This is a genomic window from Mycobacterium farcinogenes, from assembly GCF_019739075.1.
Taxonomy (GTDB): Bacteria; Actinomycetota; Actinomycetes; order Mycobacteriales; family Mycobacteriaceae; genus Mycobacterium; species Mycobacterium senegalense.
Map to the genome: position 1 here is coordinate 2,109,430 of NZ_CP081673.1, position 16,565 is coordinate 2,125,994.

Here is a 16,565-nt window from a genome sequence, read left to right on the forward strand (position 1 = left end):
CCAGGGACACGCAACAGTGTCAAGCCTCAGGGCATCGCCTGGCTGTGGCTAAGCGTTCAGCGCCCGCCGCCAGGCATCCAGCTTGTCTTCGTAGCGCATGGTCTGCGCGGGGCTGCTCGAGGGCACCCGCACGCTGGGAAGCGGAGGAGTGCCCACCAGGCGTCGATAGTTGGTCTCGGCGGCAGCCCCATTGAAAACCAGCTGGCGCAGCGTGGGGTGTGCGGTGAAGAATGCGTCAAAGTCATTGGGCACCATGCTGTCGCGCTCTACTGCGGAGTCGAGGCTGCCCACCCTGCGGCACGACCGCAGTACGTCCCACACCGCGACGTGGTGGGCGCACAGCTGCGCCACTCGTTCCGGGTAGGGCGCGTCGGCACTGAATCCGAAGAGTGCGCCGGTGATGCGCCAGAACGCGTTTCGCGGATTCCCGTAGTACTGGCCTGACGCCAGCGACATGGCGCTGGGCATGTTGCCCAGGATCAGCACCTCGGGCTCGTCGCCGATGATGGGCGTCAGCCCGTGCAGCAGGCCCGTCACGGAGTGGCCAGCAGTTCGGATACGGTGACGAATCGATAACCCGCCGTGCGCAATTCGTCGATGATGCGGGGGACGGCCGCCCGCGAGGCGTCGCGGCTGTCGTACATCGCGTGCAGCAGGATGATGGACCCCGGCCGTACCCCCGAGACCGTCTCGGCGACTATCGCGTCGGCGTTCGCGCCAGCGGCGGAATCGGGTTCGACGTCCCAGGTGACCATTGTCCGATCGTGGGCGGCGAGGTATCGCGGCAGGGCCCAGAACTTCTTCCCGTAGGGCGGGCGGAACGTTATCGCGCCCTGATAACCGGTGGCCCGGATCGCGGAATCGGTCCGTTCGATCTCGTCGGCGACGGTGTCCCGTGAGATCAGCACCATCCGCCGATGCGAGTAGCTGTGATTGCCGATCTCGTGGCCGGCGGCGGCAATCGCGGCGCCGTACTGGGGCGCGGCCGTCAATTCCGCGCCCGTGAGGAAGAAGGTCGCTCGAACCTTGGCGTCGTCGAGCATCCGTAGCACCTCGGGGGTGTACCCGGTAGGACCGTCGTCAAAGGTGAGCGCGACGACCTTGGCGGAAGTCTCTACGCGGTGCACCAGGTGACCGGCGAGCGTGAAGCTGCGTGAGTTCATCACCCAATAGCCCGCGGCGAGTGCGGTCACCGCCGCGATCAGCAGGACTCCCAAACGCCACACCCATCGCACTACTGCTGTATACCAAGGCCGCACACACGCGGGCGCCCCGAACGGCATGTGGGGGACTCACGTTCGGGGCGCCATGTCGTGGGTCGTCAGCTCAGGTGATGGACCTCCTGCAGTCCGTACACCGGCGTCGCCAGGCCCTCGTAGCGGGCCTTGAGCTGCAACGCCAGATACAGCGAATAATGCCGGGATTGGTGCAGGTTGCCGCCGTGCAGCCACAGGTTGGGCTGCTGGGTGGGCTTCCACATGTTGCGCTGTTCGCCCTCCCACGGCCCGGGATCCTTGGTGGTGCCAGAGCCGAGGCCCCACACCTTGCCGATCCGATCGGCGACTTCCTGGCTGATCAGGTCGGCCGCCCAGCCGTTCATCGAGCCGAAACCGGTGGCGTACACCACCACATCGGCGGGCAGTTCGGTGCCGTCGGCCAGCACTACCGAGTTCTCGGTCAGCCGGTCCACCTCGCCGTGCGCGAGCTTGATGCTGCCGTCGGCGATCAACTCGCACGCGCCGACGTCGATGTAGTAGCCCGAGCCGCGCCGCAGATACTTCATGAACAGGCCGGAATCGTCGTCACCGAAGTCCAGATCGAATCCGGCGGCTTCCAATCGGGCATAGAAGTCCTTGTCGCGCTGCCGGATCGCGTCGTAGATAGGCCGCTGGAAGTCGGCCATGATGCGGTACGGCAGCGATGCGAAGGTGAGATCGGCCTTCTCGGTGGTCATTCCCGCCGCGACGGCCCGCTCTGAGTACAGGTCACCAAAGCCCAGCTCCATGAGCGAATCCGATTTCACGACGTGGGTTGACGAGCGCTGCACCATGGTGACGTCGACGTAGTTCTCGTACAACGCTTTACAGATGTCGTGAGCGGAGTTGTTGGAGCCGATCACTACCACTCGCTTACCCACGTACTTGTCCGGCCCCGGGTGGTGGCTGGAGTGGTGCTGGTCGCCGCGGAACAGTTCCTGGCCCGGCAGCGTCGGGATGCTGGGCTTGCCCGACATTCCCGTCGCGAGCACCAGCTGTACCGGGCGCAGCGTCACCGGCTCGCCGTTGCGGTTCACCTCGACTGTCCACCGCTGTTCGTCTTCGTCGTAGGCCGCCGAAAGGCAAGTGGTCGAACTCCAGTACGGCACTTCCATCACCCGGGTGTAGAACTCCAGCCAGTCGCCGATCTTGTCTTTCGGCGCGAACACGGGCCAGTTGGCCGGGAACGGCAGATAAGGCAGGTGGTCGTACCACACCGGATCGTGCAGGCACAGCGACTTGTAGCGCTTGCGCCACTGATCGCCGGGGCGTTCGTGTTGGTCGACGACGATGGCGGGCACACCGAGCTGGCGGAGCCGGGCGCCCAGGGCGATACCGCCCTGCCCACCGCCGATCACCACGATGTAGGGCTGCTCGGTGTAGCCCAGTGTCAGATCTTCGTCGAGGCGCTTCTCGGCCCACGACCGTCGGTCCGGATCGGAGCCGTGCACCGCACCCAGCGGCCGGGTCGCGCCCTTGCGCTCTTCGTGACCCTTGAGTTCCTGCAGGGTGGTCAGCAAGGTCCAGCCCAGTTCGTCGCGCAGCCGCAGATGTCCCTTGCCGCGGCCGACCGCCGTCTCGAATTCGATGAACGCCGAGGTGACGACGTGGTCTCCGTCGAATTCCTCGGTCGGGGTTTCCGAGGTCCGGAAGCCGGACGGGTCGGTGTCGTGCAGCCGTGCGGTCAGCATGTCGGCGATGCCGTCCCGACCTTCGAGGGTCTTGAGGTTCCAGGTGAAGGCGACCAGGTCACGCCAGAAGCTGTCGGTCGCGAACTTTCCGGCGACGCGCTCGATGTCGCGGTCGGCCAGTGCGGATTCGAAATCGGCCAGCCAGGCATCCACCCGTTCTTGTGGTGACAGTGTGGCCAGCGGTGCGGCGGTGGTCTGCGTCATGTGGCCCAGCCCACACCGTGTCAAACGCCGCAACAAGGGTTGCACGGGGTTGCAACCCTTCCGGCGCACCCGGTCGAGGGCCTAGAACGTCCCTATGAAAGCAGCCGTGTACTACGGACCGAACAAAGTCGAAGTCGCCGATGTCCCCGAACCCGACCCTGCCCCGGGCACCGTCAAGATCAAGGTGGGCTTCAACGGGATCTGCGGCACTGACCTGCATGAATACTATGCCGGTCCGATCTTCGTGCCGACCGGACCGCACCCTCTGACCGGCCGGCAGTTGCCGCTGACCATGGGGCACGAATTCTCCGGAACCATCACCGAGATCGGTGCGGGCGTCACCGACTATGCCCCCGGCGAGCGCGTCGCGATCGAGCCGATCTACCGGTGCGGGCACTGCGGGCCGTGCCGGGCCGGCACTTACAACATCTGCCGGCAGATCGGCTTCCACGGCCTGATGTCCGACGGTGGCATGGCCGAATACACCGTGGTGCCGACGGACATGCTGCACCGGCTTCCCGACAACGTCTCGCTGGAACTCGGCGCACTGGTCGAGCCCATGGCGGTGGCCTATCACGCCGCCACGCTCGGTGAGGTGGGTCCGCTGCACACGGCCGTGATCTTCGGGGCCGGGCCGATCGGCATCGGTCTGTGGTTCGCGTTGCGCGGCAAGGGGCTTGACGACGTTTTCGTGGTGGAACCTTCGCTCACCCGCAGGACTGCGATCGAGGCGCTCGGTGCCAGGACCTTGGACCCGACCACCACCGACGTGCCGGAGTTCATCGTCGACCACACCGATGGACGGGGCGCCGACGCGGCCTTCGATGCCGCCGGCGTGGCCCCGGCGATCGCGGCGGCCACGGCCTGCGTCGGTGCCCGCAAGCCCACCGTCAGCGTGGCGATCTACGAGAAACCGTTGGCGACACCGTTGCTCAATCTGGTGATGAACGAGTCCAGGATCCAGGGTTCGCTGTGCTACACGTCGGCGGATTTCGAGGCGGTCATCGATCTCATGGCGCAGGGTAGGTACGACACGACGGGATGGGTCACCCCGATCGCGCTCGACGACGTGATCGACGAGGGATTCGAAGCCCTGCACGCGGGCGAGAAGATGAAGGTGCTGGTCGATCCGACGGGGGTGCCGATTGGCGTCTAGATGTGATGTGGAGCACAATCGGCGGTGATGTCCGGTTCTTCGGTACCTGAGCCCGCGGTATCGCCTGGTGAGGATCCGCGGCAGTACGCCATGCTCTTGTCGGCGGTCTATGACGCCACCATGTCGGGTGACCGTGCGCCGGCCCGTCCTCGGGCGGTGATCGAAGATTCCTGGAACAGGCTGCGGGCCAAGGGGATAAACCCGGACCGTCACATCCCGCCACAGGTCGAGACGACGGGGTTGGACTTGCTGCGCCAACAGTCCGGGCTGATCGCGGTGCTCGAGGACGTGTCCCGCGGGCTGGAGTCGGTGATCGAAGAGGGTGACAACATCCTGGTAGTGGCCGATGCCCGGGGCCGGGTGCTGTGGCGCTCGGGCTCGACGCGGGTGCTCGGTCTCGCCGATCGACTCGGTTTCGTCGAGGGCGCGACGTGGAGTGAGAACGCGGTGGGCACCAATGGGATCGGCACCGCGCTGGCCTCCCATCGTGCGGTGCAGATCTTCTCGGCCGAACATTTCCTGCGCAGTCACCATCCGTGGACCTGTGCCGGTGCGCCGATCAAGGACCCGCGCACCGGTCAGGTCATCGGCATCGTGGACGTATCGGGCCCGGCCTCGACGGTGCATCCGACGACGGTCGCGCTGGTGGATCTGGTCGCGCGGCTGGCCGAATCGCAACTGCGCGAGGCACATGACAGAACCTTGAACCGGTTGCGCGCGGTGGCGGCGCCCATCTTGGCCAGAGTGGGCAGTCCCGCGCTGGCGGTCGACGCCGAAGGCTGGGTCGCCGCGGTCGACTGCCTGCCGTTGCACAATCGGATCCTGTTGCCCGAGAACGGGTTACCCGGACGGGTGTGGATTCCCCCGTTGGGCATGTGCGATGTCGAGGCGCTGCCGGGCGGGTGGCTGGTCCGGGTTGCCGACGACGCCGAGCCCAGCGCAGCGCCCTCGCGCGTCGTCCTCGATCTGCGGGATGGCGAACCGTCGCTGGAGATGGCCGGCCAGTTCGGCAGCTGGCGGCGCGGCATTTCCAGCCGCCACGCCGAGATTCTGTTGGTCCTGGCCACCAACCAGCAGGGCCGGACCGCCCCCGAACTGGCGGAGGATCTCTACGGCGATCGGTCCAGGGTGGTGACGGTGCGCGCCGAGATGTCCCGGCTGCGTAAGCAGTTCGGTGGTCTGGTGGCGGGCAAGCCGTACCGCTTCGGGGACTCGGTGATCGTGGACGTCCGTTATCCCCAGGACATGTCGGCATTGTTGGCCGCATCGACCGCTCCGGCCGTCCACGCGGCCCGTGGGTATACCTTGACCTGATGGTGGCCGATCCCACTCTCCTTGACGGGCTCGACGGCGAGGCCGCTGCACAGCGTGCAGAGCTGGTCGACTGGCTTCTGTCGCGCGGCATCACGGCCGACCAGATCCGCCAGGCCGTCACCCCCATGTTGCTGGCTTCGCGTCGAGTGGCTGGGGACGACGGAAGGTACGTCTCGACGCGCGAGATCAGCGAGGAGACCGGCCTCGACGTGGCGCTGGTGCAGCGGCTGCAACGGGCGATGGGGCTGGCGACCGTCGACGACCCCGACGCGGCGGTGCTGCTGCGCGCTGACGCCGAAGCAGTGGGCTTCGCCGACCGGTTTCTCGAATTGGGTATCGCGCCTGACCAGATCGTGTTGATCACCAGGCTGCTCTCCGAGGGGCTGGGGCGGGCCGCCGAGGTGATGCGATACGCGGCGCTGGCGGCGGTATTGACTCCTGGGGCAACGGAATTGGAGACCGCCAAGGCCAGCGAGGCACTGGTGGCCGAGGCGGCCCCGCTGATCGGACCGATGATTCGGGACATGCTGTTCGTGCAACTGCGCCATGCGATGGAGACCGAGGCGGTCAACGCGTCCGAGCGCGCCGAGGGCGTTCCGCTGCCAGGTGCCCGAGTGGTCACGATCGCATTCGCCGACATCGTCGGGTTCACCCGGTTGGGCGAGGTCGTGCCGCCCGAAGACCTTGAGCGGCTGGCGAACCGCCTGGCCGACGCGGCACGTGAGGTGGCCGTCGGCCCGGTGCGGCTGATCAAGACCATCGGCGATGCGGTGATGCTGGTCAGCGCGGACCCGGCTGCGCTGCTCGAGGCGGCGTGTGAGTTGGTCGCCGCCACCGAAACCGACGAGGAGTTCCCGCGGCTGCGGGTCGGGTTGGCCACCGGGCCTGCGGTAAGCCGGGCCGGTGACTGGTTCGGCAGCTCGGTGAACCTGGCCAGCCGCGTCACCGGGGCGGCGCGGCCCGGTTCCGTCCTGGTCGCCGAAAGCACCCGGACCGCCATCGCCGAGGGCCAACGGGGTGCGGACCGCTTCAGTTGGTCGTTCGCCGGGGCCCGGCGCCTGAAGGGCGTCCGCAGCGATGTGAAGCTGTTCCGCGCACGGCCGGCCTAGAGCTTTATCGAATCTTCATCGAACGACTAGAACAGCCACACCGAGTCGCGGGACGCTGGAGACATGTCCAAACTGACGATGTTGAGTGCCGGCGCGCTGGTCGCGGCGGCCCTGGTGGCCGGCTGTAGTAACCAATCCACCGATGGGGCGACGACGAGCACCTCGCCCACATCGGCCGCAGCAAGTTCGCCATCGGCCGCCGAGGCCCACAACGACGCGGACGTGATGTTCTCCCAGCACATGATTCCGCACCACCAGCAAGCCGTGGAGATGAGTGATGTGCTGCTGGCCAAGCAGGGCATCGATCCGCGGGTGACGGACCTGGCCACGCAGATCAAGGGTGCTCAGGCCCCGGAGATCGAGCAGATGCAGGGCTGGCTGAAGCAGTGGGGCAACCCGCCGATGCCCCCGATGCCGCAGCAGGGCCACGGCGACATGGGCCACGGGGACATGCCCGCGATGCAGGGCATGGTGTCGGAGACGGATATGACCGCACTGCGCAACGCCCAGGGCGCGGAGGCGGCCAAGCTGTACCTGACGCACATGATCGCCCACCACGAAGGCGCGATCACCATGGCTCAGGACGAGATCAAGGACGGTCAGTATCCCGCTGCGGTCGAGCTGGCCCACGCCATCGTGGACACCCAACAGCAGGAGATCGACACCATGCGCCAGATCCTGGGTTCGCTCTAACCGGTCGGCAGGATGATCGTGAAGGTGGTGCCGGCGCCCGAGCTGCTGACGGTGATCTGTCCGCCGTGCGCCTCGACCAAGGCCTTCACGATCGCCAGGCCGATACCGGATCCGCCGTGGTCACGGTCGCGCGCCGAGTCGGCCCGGTAGAACCGTTCGAAGACGTGGGACAGATGCTCGGCAGGGATGCCCTCGCCGGTATCGGTCACCGTGAGCGTGACGTTGCGGCCGGGCCCGGTGGTGGCGGCGAGCGTCACGCGCCCCCCGGCGGGCGTGTGCCGCAACGCGTTGTCGAGCAGGTTGCCCAGGATCTGAGCCAGCCGGTGCGGGTCGGCCCACAGCGACGGCACGCCGTCGGCCACCTGCTGGCAGAGCGTGACGCCCTTGTCGTCGAACCGGTCCGCAGCCGCGGCGGCCGCGGCGGCCACCACCGTCTCCGTCGCCACCGGCGCTGGGGTGATCGTGGCGGGGCTTTCCTCGGCCTTGGCCAGGGCGGCGGCATCGCCGGCGAACCGCACCAGCCGGTGGGTCTGCTGGCGCAGCATCGAAACGGTTTCAGGATCAAGGGTTCTCACGCCGTCCTCGATGGCTTCGAAGTAGGCCTCCAGAACCGAAACGGGAGTGCGGATCTCGTGAGCAAGATCGCTGAACAGCCTGCGCCGGCTGGCATCGACGGCTTCCAGGCGTCCGGCCATCTGATTGAAAGAACTTTCCAGGGAAGCGAACTCGTCACCGAGGTGGGCCGGCGGAACCCGCGAATCGTAGTGGCCGTCGGCGATGGCCGTGGCGGCCTGGGACACCTGGGTCAGCGATCGCTGCAGGCGCCTGCCGAAGTACCAGGTGACGAGCAGCGCCGCCAGTATCGCGACGCACGACGCCACGCCGATCGAGATCACCGTCGCGTAGACATAGGCCTCCTCGGCATGCATCTGCTCGGCCGAGTCGCCGGATACCCCTGCGCGGTGGAGGTGTTCGCGGAACAACGGCGGCCCTACGATGGCGGCCACCAGTCCGGTCGTGCCGGCGCCGGCGGCCAGCACGAGGGCCTGGGCCGAGAGCAGTCGCGTGCGCAGTCCGACGGTCATCTCTGGGCTTCCTGCCCGGTGCCCATCCGGTACCCGACCCCGCGCACTGTGATCACGTACAGCGGATCGGCAGGGTCGTCACCGAGCTTGCGGCGGAGGTGACCGATATGGACGTCGACGAGGTGTTCGTTACCGACATAGGTGGTCTCCCAGACGGATTCGAGGATCTGCCGACGGCTGAGCGCAACTCCGGGACGGGCGGACAGGGCGGCCAGTACGTCGAATTCGGTGCGTGTCAGCATGATCGGCACGTCGTCCAGGAACACCTGGCGTCCGTCGACGTCGATGCGGAGCGCACCGAACACCCGGCCGTCGGAGGCGGCGGGGGAGGAGACGCGGGGCCGGCGCAGCATGGCCCGGATCCTGGCCACCAGTTCGCGCGGGCTGAACGGTTTGGTCATGTAGTCGTCGGCGCCGACCGAAAGGCCGACGATGGTGTCCATCTCGGTGTCGCGGGCGGTCAGCATCACCACGTAGGCGTCGGAGAACGTGCGCAGCGATCGGCACACCTCCACGCCGTCGATGCCGGGCAGGCCGAGGTCCAGGACCACTACGTCGGGGTCGACCTCCCGGGCCACCCGCAGGGCCTCGGATCCGTCGTGGGCCAGGGTTACCTCGAACTGTTCGCGGGTCAGATAGCTGGCGATCACCTCGGCCAGTGGGGCTTCGTCGTCGACCACCAGGGCCCGGTAGCCGCCCGGATTGTGCTCCATCAGCCCATAGTGCAGGAGTGGGGCAGGGCGCATCACCGTTTCATACCCTAGGGGGGTATAGTATGAGGCGAGAGCCAAGCCCACTGAGGAGGAACTTGCATGAGCACCCAGACTGTCACCGTCACCGGCATGACGTGCGGGCACTGCGCGACGTCGGTGCGTGAGGAGGTCGGTGCCCTGCCCGGTGTGCGCACCGTGGAGGTTGATCTGGCTACCGGTCTGGTGACCATCGACAGCGAGAACCAGCTCGACGCCTCCGCCATCAGTGACGCGGTCACCGAGGCCGGTTACGCCGTCGCGAGTTGAGCAGAGGCCGATCATGAGCGCACCGCAGAAACTCATCGGGTTCGTCGTCGGACTCGCGATGGTGTTCGCCGTATCTTTCGGGGTCGGCGCTGCGGTCACCCCGAGCACTGCCCCGGTCACGGGCCACGATGCCGGCCACAATGGGGTGTACACGCTTCAACTCGATGAGGCTGCGCTGCCGTCCGGCACCTCGGTGCCGCTGCGGTTCCGCGTCGTGGACCGCTCGGGCGCCCCGGTGACCGACTACGTCGAGAGCCACGAAAAACTGCTGCATCTGATCGTGGTGCGCCGCGATCTCGCCGACTATCAGCACGTGCATCCGGTGCTCGACGACTCCGGTACCTGGAGCGTTCCGCTGGATCTGGCCAAACCCGGCGACTACCGGGTGTTCGCCGACTTCGTGCCGGCAGATGGCCACGCGGCCACCGTGGGGGCGGACCTGACCGTCGGCGGTAACTACCAGCCGCGGCCGCTCCCGGCGCCGTCCACCACGGCCACGGTCGATGGCTATACCGTCACACTCGCCGGACTGGGCAAGGCAGGTCAACCATCGGAGCTGACGCTGTCGATCAATCGGGACGGCAAGCCCGTCACGGATCTGCAGCCGTACCTGGGCGCCTATGGGCACCTGGTCGCCGTGCGTGCGTCGGATCTGGAATATCTGCACGTCCATCCGATGAGCGACGCGGCCGACCCGGCCACCGCGCCGGGTCCGCAGATCGCCTTCCACACCACACTTCCCAGTGCCGGCACCTACCGGCTGTTCCTGGACTTCAAGCACCGCAACGCGGTGCACACCGCCGAATTCACCGTTGAGGGGGCATCGTGAGTACCGCCACCGGCCATGTCGTACTGGAGATCGGTGGGATGACGTGTGCCTCGTGCGCCGGACGCATCGAGCGCAAGCTCAACAACCTCGACGGCGTCACCGCGACGGTGAACTTCGCCACCGAGAAGGCCACGGTGGACGTGGCGGGTGAGGTGACGCCCCAAGAGCTGATCGAGGCTGTCGAAACCGCGGGCTACACAGCCCAATTGCCCGCCGCCGAATCGGGCCAGAACCATGTCGAGGACGATCCGGCTGCGCCGTTGCGCACCAGGTTGATCGTCTCGGCCGTCCTGACCATCCCGGTGGTGGCCATGGCGATGATCCCAGCGCTGCAATTCACCAACTGGCAGTGGCTCTCCTTGACCCTGGCCGCACCGGTCGTGGTCTGGGGCGCATTGCCGTTCCACCGGGCGGCCTGGACGAATCTGCGGCACGGCACCGCGACCATGGACACGCTCATCTCCATGGGCACCATCGCGGCGTTCGGCTGGTCGCTCTACGCGCTGTTCTGGGGCACCGCCGGGATGCCGGGTATGACGCACCCGTTCACGTTGTCCATCTCGCACTCCGACGGCACCGGCAACATCTATCTCGAGGTCGCCGCGGGCGTCACCACCTTCATCCTGGCCGGCCGCTATTTCGAGGCGCGGTCCAAGCGACGTGCCGGGGCCGCTCTGCGGGCCCTGCTCGAGCTCGGTGCCAAAGATGTCGGGGTACTGAGAAACGGTGCGGAACAACGCATTCCCATCGAGTCGCTCGCCGTGGGCGACGAGTTCGTGGTCCGGCCCGGAGAGAAGATCGCCACCGACGGCGAGGTGGTCGACGGTTCCTCGGCGGTGGACGCCTCGATGCTCACCGGTGAATCGGTCCCGGTCGAGATCGGTCCGGGCGACCAGGTGGTCGGCGCTACGGTCAACGTCGGCGGTCGGCTCGTGGTGCGGGCCAAGCGGATCGGGTCCGACACCCAGCTGGCCCAGATGGCTCGGTTGGTCGAGGACGCGCAATCCGGAAAGGCGCAGGCGCAGCGCCTGGCCGACAAGGTGTCCGCGGTCTTCGTCCCCGTCGTCATCGCGCTTGCCGTCGGGACCCTCGGCTTCTGGCTGGGCACAGGCGGATCGGTGGCTGCGGCGTTCACCGCCGCGGTGGCGGTGCTGATCATCGCCTGTCCGTGTGCGCTAGGCCTGGCAACCCCGACGGCCCTGCTGGTCGGCACCGGGCGTGGCGCCCAGCTCGGCATTCTGATCAAGGGGCCGGAGGTGCTGGAGTCGACCCGCCGGGTGGACACCGTGGTGCTGGACAAGACCGGGACGGTGACCACCGGGGCGATGACACTGCTGGACGTGATCACCGCGGACAGCGAGGATCCCGCCGAGGTACTCCGGTTGGCCGGAGCGGTCGAGGACGGCTCCGAGCACCCGGTCGCCCGGGCCATCGCCAAGGGTGCCCGTGACAAGGTCGGCGAGTTGCCGGCGGTCCAGGATTTCGCCAACGTGGCCGGGCTCGGGGTGCAGGGTGTCGTCGACGGTCATGCCCTGGTGGTGGGACGCCGTCAGTTGCTGGCCGACTGGGGACAGCAGTTGCCGCCGGACCTGGATAGCGCGATGCGCGAAGCGCAGGAGTTGGGCCGCACGGCTGTTGCCGTGGGTTGGGACGGGCAGGCTCGCGCGGTGCTGGTGGTCGCCGACGCGGTCAAGCCGACCTCCAAGGCGGCGATCGGGCAGTTGCGTGACCTCGGTCTCGAGCCGATCATGCTGACCGGAGACAACCAGGCGGCAGCCCACGCGATCGCCGAACAGGTTGGTGTGCAAGAGGTTTACGCCGAGGTGCTGCCGCAGGACAAGGTCGACGTGATCAGGCGGCTGCAGGACGAGGGCCGGGTGGTGGCCATGGTCGGTGACGGCGTCAACGACGCCGCGGCGCTGGCCCAGGCCGACCTGGGCCTGGCGATGGGGACGGGTACCGACGTGGCGATCGAGGCCAGTGACCTCACCCTGGTGCGCGGTGATCTGCGGGCGGCCGCCGACGCCATCCGGTTGTCCCGGCGCACGCTGGCCACCATCAAGGGCAATCTTTTCTGGGCCTTCGCCTACAACGTGGCCGCGTTGCCGCTGGCTGCCGCGGGGCTGCTCAACCCTATGCTGGCCGGTGCCGCGATGGCCTTCTCCTCGGTGTTCGTGGTCAGTAACAGCCTGCGGCTGAGACGATTCCGATGAAGCGGCCGACGGCTCTGTTGGCGATCGTGCTGTGGGCGGTAGCGCTCGCCGTGCAGTGGCAGGCGCCGGTTCACGACCAGGTGCCGCATCTTCCGCACGCCGTCGCTGCCACGGTCGGGAACGGCGTCGAAGCCATGATGCTGGACCACCCGCACGTCAGCGACGGTGCGGTGCCGCACTCCCCGGATGCCTTCACCGCTGCGGTGCTGCCACGTACCGCGGTGACGGCGGGTGCACTGTCGGTGGTGGCGGTCGTGGTCGGCTGCACGGTGTTGTGCGCATGCGCTGCGGTGCGTACCCAGCGGGGTCCGCCCGACCGCCACCGGATTCCGCTCGCCGGACAACAACTTCTGCTCCGGATCTGTATCGCGCGCCGCTGACAGGCAGCGTGTCAACGCTGCCCACGTCAGTTACCGCGCGCAGCGCGGTGCCGAGATACAGAAACGGCAAATCCATGAACCATGCTCTGTCCACCCGTTCATTCCACGTACTGCGCCGAAACCGTGGCCCCAACACCATGGTCGGCCACACTCCCACCCTGTGGGTGTCCACTCCCTTCGCCGATGCCGGGCGCGGATTCTGGGCGAAGCTCGAAGGGTTCAACCCGGGCGGCATGAAGGACCGGCCCGCCATGTACATGGTGGAGCAGGCCCGCGCCCGCGGTGATCTGAAGCCGGGTGGCCGCATCATCGAGTCCACCAGCGGCACGTTGGGGCTGGGCCTCGCATTCGCGGGAACGATTTATCACCATCCGGTCACCGTGGTGACCGATCCCGGTCTGGAGCCGATCGTCGCACGCATGCTGGCTGCCTACGGTGCCCAGGTATCGACGGTGACCGAACCACATCCCAGCGGTGGTTGGCAGCAGGCCCGGCGGGACCGGGTGGCGGAACTGCTCGCCGCCGACGAAACCGCCTGGTACCCGGACCAGTACAACAACCCGGACAACGTCGAGGCCTATCGGCCGCTGGCGCTGGAACTCAATGCTCAGATCGGCCATGTCGACGTGCTGGTCTGCTCCGTGGGCACCGGTGGGCATTCAGCCGGGGTGGCGCGGGTGTTGCGCGAGTTCAATCCGCAGATGCGGCTGATCGGGGTGGACACGATCGGCTCGACCATCTTCGGTCAGCCCGCCGCAACGCGCGTCATGCGGGGTCTGGGGTCGAGCATCTATCCGCGCAACGTGGATTACGGTGCGTTCGACGAGGTGCACTGGGTCGCGCCGGCAGACGCGGTGTGGGCCGCCCGGACCCTGGCGTCGACGTATTACGCGAGTGGCGGTTGGAGCGTCGGCGCGGTCGGTCTGGTGGCCGGTTGGGCGGCCCGAAACCATCCGGCCGACACCACGATTGCCGCGGTGTTCCCCGACGGTCCGCAGCGCTATTTCGACACGGTGTACAACGACGATTACTGCCGAGAGCTCGGCCTGCTCGACCACCGACCGGCCGAGGATCCGGAGACGATCGCCGATCCCACTGACCGGGTGGTGCAATCGTGGACCCGCTGCGAGACGGTCGCCGATCCGATGGCGGTGGCCGGATGAACGGGCTGATCAGACAGTTCCGCAGTTTCGACCTGCCCAGCCGGCTGTTGATGGTCAACCAGTTCGGCATCAACCTGGGCTTCTACATGCTGATGCCGTACCTGGCCGGCTATCTCGCCGGGCCGCTGGGCCTGGCGGCGTGGGCAGTGGGGTTGGTGCTGGGCGTGCGCAACTTCTCACAGCAGGGCATGTTCATCGTCGGCGGCACCCTGGCCGACCGGCTGGGTTACAAGCCGCTGATCGTCGCCGGATGTCTGTTGCGCACCGCGGGGTTCGGCCTGCTCGTCGTCGCGGATTCCCTGCCGGCGATGCTGATCGCCTCGGCGGCAACCGGTTTCGCCGGGGCGCTGTTCAATCCCGCGGTGCGGGCCTACCTGGCCGCGGACGCCGGTGATCGGCGGGTCGAGGCCTTCGCCACCTTCAACGTGTTCTACCAGGCCGGAATCCTGCTGGGTCCGCTGGCGGGAATGGCATTGCTGGCCTTCGACTTCCGGGTGACCGCCGCGGCTGCGGCCGGGGTATTCGCGGTGTTGACGGTGGCCCAGCTGCTGGCCCTGCCGCGGCACCGTGCCGAGCCGGCGGCGCAGCCGAGTTCGGTGCTGGACGACTGGCGCAGCGTCGTCGCCAACCGCGGGTTCCTGCTGTTCGCACTTGCCATGATCGGCTCTTACGTGCTGTCGTTCCAGGTGTATCTGGCGCTGCCGCTGCAGGCCGCAGTGCTACGTCCCGGCAACGAAACAGCCTTGGTGGCCGCTGTGTTCGTGGTGTCTGGCCTGATCGCGGTGGGCGGTCAGTTGCGTATCACCCGCTGGTTCTCGGACCGCTGGGGGCCGCGCCGCAGCCTGGTTGTCGGGCTACTGGTACTGGCTGCGGCTTTCGTCCCGCTGGCTGTGGTGCCCGACGGGGGGCGGTTCGGCACCGCCGCCGCGGTGGCCGCATTGCTCGTGTCGTCGGCGCTGCTGGCCCTCGGATCGGCAGCGGTGTTCCCGTTCGAGATGGACACCGTCGTGGCGCTGTCGGGTGATCGGCTGGTCGCCACGCACTACGGGTTCTACAACACCGTGGTCGGAGTGGGCATCCTGGCGGGCAACGTGGCGACCGGCTCACTGATCGGCGCGGCGCGCGCCGCGGGCCTGGCCGAATTGGTGTGGCTGGGCCTCACGGCAATCGGGCTGGTGTCCGCGGCGGCGCTCTACCTGCTGATGCGCGACGGTGGGAAGTTGGCGCCGAGTACGCCGCTCACTGCATCGGAACCGTGACCCCTTCCGAAGGCTGCACGATCACAAAGCCGTTGCCGTGGAACGCAACCTGAAGGGCCTCGCCGGAGCCGCGGCCGATCAGTGCACCTGCCTTGAAGCTGGTCTTGAGCTGGGTCTGTAGGTGTGCCGACCAGGCCACCACGGCGTTGGTGTCGGCGAAGGTCGGGGCCTCGGCGGCGTTGAGCACCACCGGCGGACCGTCGGTGGTCAGCGCTACCCATCCGGTGCCGCGCAGCGTGGTGTTGAACAGGCCGCCGGTGGCGATGCTGCCGCCACGGACGCGTTCAATGTTCCAGTCCAGGCCCGACGAGAAGGCCAGCACGTTCTTGCCGCTGATCGACAAGCCGGAGTTGGACAGTTGCAGCAGGTGGACGTCGAAGCCCTGGTCGGCGAGGAACACATCGCCCTGACCTTGGCACCGCATCAGCGGCAGGCCTTCGCCCGTGAGCGCTTTCTTGATGAACTTGGACGCACCGCCGCCTTCGAAGGCGAAGTCGACGTTGCCTTGGTAGGCGACCATCGAGCCCTGTCGCGCCATGAACGGTTCGCCGAGGCGTACCCGCAGCATCTTGTTGTTCTGGTTGGCGATCGGTGTCGCCTCTTTCTCGCTGAACCGTCCATCGACGAGATCTCCGCTGATCCCGGCGAATCCGTCACCCGTGGGTTGGGCCTGGGACTGGGCTTGGGCCTGTGGTTGCGCGGGGGACTGCTGTGGCGGCTGCGGTGCGGCGCTGAGCGGTGCCCGGCCGGGCTGGCCCTGATGTGACACCTGGTCGGTCCAGGATTGTCCGTCCCACCAGCGGTATTCGTAGCGGCCTTCAGGATCGGGCAGCCAGCCGGGTTGCCAGTTTCCGTTCACAGTCATTCCTCGAATCGTCAGGAGGGGAGAAATCGACACCAGGCTACAAGTCGCCAGTGTGTCCCGATTGCGGCGAACCCCTGGCATTCTGATGCCATGGCAAAGGAAATCGACCCGATCCGCGCCCAGGGTGCCCTCGCTGTCTTGAAGCAGCATCCCGGCATGGTGCTGTTCGCGGTGTCGCCGGTGATCATCGTGCTGGGCGCGGTGTGGTGGATCGCCGGGCCGGGGTGGGCGGGGCTGTTGCTGGTCGCCCTGGTGCTGGCCGGTGGCGCTGCGCTGCTGCTCAAACGCAACTGACCCGCGGCCGTACATGCGGCGTTCGCCGGTGGTGA

At 67.5% G+C, this 16,565-nt stretch carries 17 protein-coding genes; 11 read left to right on the top strand and 6 right to left on the bottom strand.

The features are described from left to right. Positions 1-48 precede the first annotated feature (48 nt). The 3 genes from K6L26_RS09975 to K6L26_RS09985 all read right to left on the bottom strand — a co-directional run bounded on the left by K6L26_RS09975 (position 49) and on the right by K6L26_RS09985 (position 3,151). Positions 49-537: a DNA-deoxyinosine glycosylase gene (locus K6L26_RS09975; protein WP_064894726.1), complete on the bottom strand. Its 489-nt coding sequence runs from the start codon at positions 535-537 to the stop codon at positions 49-51. Continuing rightward, positions 534-1,163: a polysaccharide deacetylase family protein gene (locus K6L26_RS09980; protein ID WP_245008742.1), complete on the bottom strand. Its 630-nt coding sequence runs from the start codon at positions 1,161-1,163 to the stop codon at positions 534-536. The genes K6L26_RS09975 and K6L26_RS09980 overlap by 4 nt, the downstream gene beginning before the upstream one ends. A gap of 158 nt (positions 1,164-1,321) precedes the next feature. Then, a complete protein-coding gene (locus K6L26_RS09985; RefSeq protein ID WP_221853063.1) occupies positions 1,322-3,151 on the bottom strand; it encodes a flavin-containing monooxygenase in 1,830 nt (609 codons plus the stop codon). 94 nt (positions 3,152-3,245) lie between these two features. Here K6L26_RS09985 and K6L26_RS09990 point away from each other — a divergent pair, with 94 nt between their 5' ends. From K6L26_RS09990 to K6L26_RS10005, 4 genes are all read left to right on the top strand, one after another. Next, positions 3,246-4,307, top strand: coding sequence for a 2,3-butanediol dehydrogenase (locus K6L26_RS09990; protein ID WP_076212668.1), 1,062 nt, complete (start codon positions 3,246-3,248; stop codon positions 4,305-4,307). A 27-nt stretch (positions 4,308-4,334) separates the two neighbouring features. Next, positions 4,335-5,621 (top strand): helix-turn-helix domain-containing protein, encoded by a 1,287-nt coding sequence (locus K6L26_RS09995; RefSeq protein ID WP_221853064.1) that lies wholly within the window; start codon positions 4,335-4,337, stop codon positions 5,619-5,621. After that, a complete protein-coding gene (locus K6L26_RS10000) occupies positions 5,621-6,730 on the top strand; it encodes an adenylate/guanylate cyclase domain-containing protein (RefSeq protein ID WP_019348678.1) in 1,110 nt (369 codons plus the stop codon). The genes K6L26_RS09995 and K6L26_RS10000 overlap by 1 nt, the downstream gene beginning before the upstream one ends. Positions 6,731-6,793: 63 nt before the next feature. After that, a complete protein-coding gene (locus K6L26_RS10005) occupies positions 6,794-7,423 on the top strand; it encodes a DUF305 domain-containing protein (RefSeq protein WP_221853065.1) in 630 nt (209 codons plus the stop codon). Here the strand turns inward: K6L26_RS10005 and K6L26_RS10010 are convergent. Together K6L26_RS10010 and K6L26_RS10015 are read right to left on the bottom strand one after the other, a co-directional pair. Next, complete coding sequence (locus K6L26_RS10010; protein ID WP_221853066.1) at positions 7,420-8,508, bottom strand: HAMP domain-containing sensor histidine kinase; 1,089 nt, start codon at positions 8,506-8,508, stop codon at positions 7,420-7,422. The genes K6L26_RS10005 and K6L26_RS10010 overlap by 4 nt on opposite strands. Continuing rightward, positions 8,505-9,221 carry a response regulator gene (locus K6L26_RS10015; protein ID WP_019348753.1) on the bottom strand — a complete coding sequence of 239 codons (717 nt, stop codon included), beginning with the start codon at positions 9,219-9,221 and terminating at the stop codon, positions 8,505-8,507. The genes K6L26_RS10010 and K6L26_RS10015 overlap by 4 nt, the downstream gene beginning before the upstream one ends. Positions 9,222-9,320: 99 nt before the next feature. Between K6L26_RS10015 and K6L26_RS10020 the strand changes: the two genes are divergently transcribed. From K6L26_RS10020 to K6L26_RS10045, 6 genes are all read left to right on the top strand, one after another. After that, positions 9,321-9,527, top strand: coding sequence for a heavy-metal-associated domain-containing protein (locus K6L26_RS10020; protein WP_036394887.1), 207 nt, complete (start codon positions 9,321-9,323; stop codon positions 9,525-9,527). 13 nt (positions 9,528-9,540) lie between these two features. After that, positions 9,541-10,356 carry a DUF8832 domain-containing protein gene (locus tag K6L26_RS10025; RefSeq protein WP_221853067.1) on the top strand — a complete coding sequence of 272 codons (816 nt, stop codon included), beginning with the start codon at positions 9,541-9,543 and terminating at the stop codon, positions 10,354-10,356. Continuing rightward, positions 10,353-12,569, top strand: coding sequence for a heavy metal translocating P-type ATPase (locus tag K6L26_RS10030; RefSeq protein ID WP_280639572.1), 2,217 nt, complete (start codon positions 10,353-10,355; stop codon positions 12,567-12,569). The genes K6L26_RS10025 and K6L26_RS10030 overlap by 4 nt, the downstream gene beginning before the upstream one ends. Beyond that, the gene (locus K6L26_RS10035) at positions 12,566-12,949 is read left to right on the top strand and encodes a putative copper homeostasis (lipo)protein LpqS (protein WP_221853068.1); all 384 of its coding nucleotides are present in this window, start codon (positions 12,566-12,568) and stop codon (positions 12,947-12,949) included. The genes K6L26_RS10030 and K6L26_RS10035 overlap by 4 nt, the downstream gene beginning before the upstream one ends. Positions 12,950-13,023: 74 nt before the next feature. Then, a complete protein-coding gene (locus tag K6L26_RS10040) occupies positions 13,024-14,112 on the top strand; it encodes a PLP-dependent cysteine synthase family protein (RefSeq protein ID WP_064894704.1) in 1,089 nt (362 codons plus the stop codon). After that, positions 14,109-15,371: an MFS transporter gene (locus K6L26_RS10045; protein WP_019343791.1), complete on the top strand. Its 1,263-nt coding sequence runs from the start codon at positions 14,109-14,111 to the stop codon at positions 15,369-15,371. Before K6L26_RS10040 ends, K6L26_RS10045 begins: the two co-directional genes overlap by 4 nt. Here K6L26_RS10045 and K6L26_RS10050 read toward each other — a convergent pair. Beyond that, positions 15,352-16,236, bottom strand: a complete 885-nt coding sequence (locus K6L26_RS10050) for an AIM24 family protein (protein WP_019343790.1) — start codon at positions 16,234-16,236, stop codon at positions 15,352-15,354. The two genes, K6L26_RS10045 and K6L26_RS10050, sit on opposite strands and share 20 nt — an antisense overlap. 90 nt (positions 16,237-16,326) lie before the next feature. Between K6L26_RS10050 and K6L26_RS10055 the strand changes: the two genes are divergently transcribed. Beyond that, on the top strand, positions 16,327-16,530 hold the full coding sequence (locus K6L26_RS10055; RefSeq protein ID WP_019343789.1) for a hypothetical protein: 204 nt from the start codon (positions 16,327-16,329) through the stop codon (positions 16,528-16,530). Positions 16,531-16,565 lie beyond the last annotated feature (35 nt).

Coding starts and splice junctions, on each gene's coding strand:
- K6L26_RS09980 (WP_245008742.1), bottom strand. CDS start 1,163: ATGAACTCACGCAGCTTCACGCTCGCCGGTCACCTGGTGCACCGCGTA.
- K6L26_RS09985 (WP_221853063.1), bottom strand. CDS start 3,151: ATGACGCAGACCACCGCCGCACCGCTGGCCACACTGTCACCACAAGAA.
- K6L26_RS09990 (WP_076212668.1), top strand. CDS start 3,246: ATGAAAGCAGCCGTGTACTACGGACCGAACAAAGTCGAAGTCGCCGAT.
- K6L26_RS09995 (WP_221853064.1), top strand. CDS start 4,335: ATGTCCGGTTCTTCGGTACCTGAGCCCGCGGTATCGCCTGGTGAGGAT.
- K6L26_RS10000 (WP_019348678.1), top strand. CDS start 5,621: ATGGTGGCCGATCCCACTCTCCTTGACGGGCTCGACGGCGAGGCCGCT.
- K6L26_RS10005 (WP_221853065.1), top strand. CDS start 6,794: ATGTCCAAACTGACGATGTTGAGTGCCGGCGCGCTGGTCGCGGCGGCC.
- K6L26_RS10010 (WP_221853066.1), bottom strand. CDS start 8,508: ATGACCGTCGGACTGCGCACGCGACTGCTCTCGGCCCAGGCCCTCGTG.
- K6L26_RS10015 (WP_019348753.1), bottom strand. CDS start 9,221: ATGGAGCACAATCCGGGCGGCTACCGGGCCCTGGTGGTCGACGACGAA.
- K6L26_RS10020 (WP_036394887.1), top strand. CDS start 9,321: ATGAGCACCCAGACTGTCACCGTCACCGGCATGACGTGCGGGCACTGC.
- K6L26_RS10025 (WP_221853067.1), top strand. CDS start 9,541: ATGAGCGCACCGCAGAAACTCATCGGGTTCGTCGTCGGACTCGCGATG.
- K6L26_RS10035 (WP_221853068.1), top strand. CDS start 12,566: ATGAAGCGGCCGACGGCTCTGTTGGCGATCGTGCTGTGGGCGGTAGCG.
- K6L26_RS10040 (WP_064894704.1), top strand. CDS start 13,024: ATGAACCATGCTCTGTCCACCCGTTCATTCCACGTACTGCGCCGAAAC.
- K6L26_RS10045 (WP_019343791.1), top strand. CDS start 14,109: ATGAACGGGCTGATCAGACAGTTCCGCAGTTTCGACCTGCCCAGCCGG.
- K6L26_RS10050 (WP_019343790.1), bottom strand. CDS start 16,236: ATGACTGTGAACGGAAACTGGCAACCCGGCTGGCTGCCCGATCCTGAA.
- K6L26_RS10055 (WP_019343789.1), top strand. CDS start 16,327: ATGGCAAAGGAAATCGACCCGATCCGCGCCCAGGGTGCCCTCGCTGTC.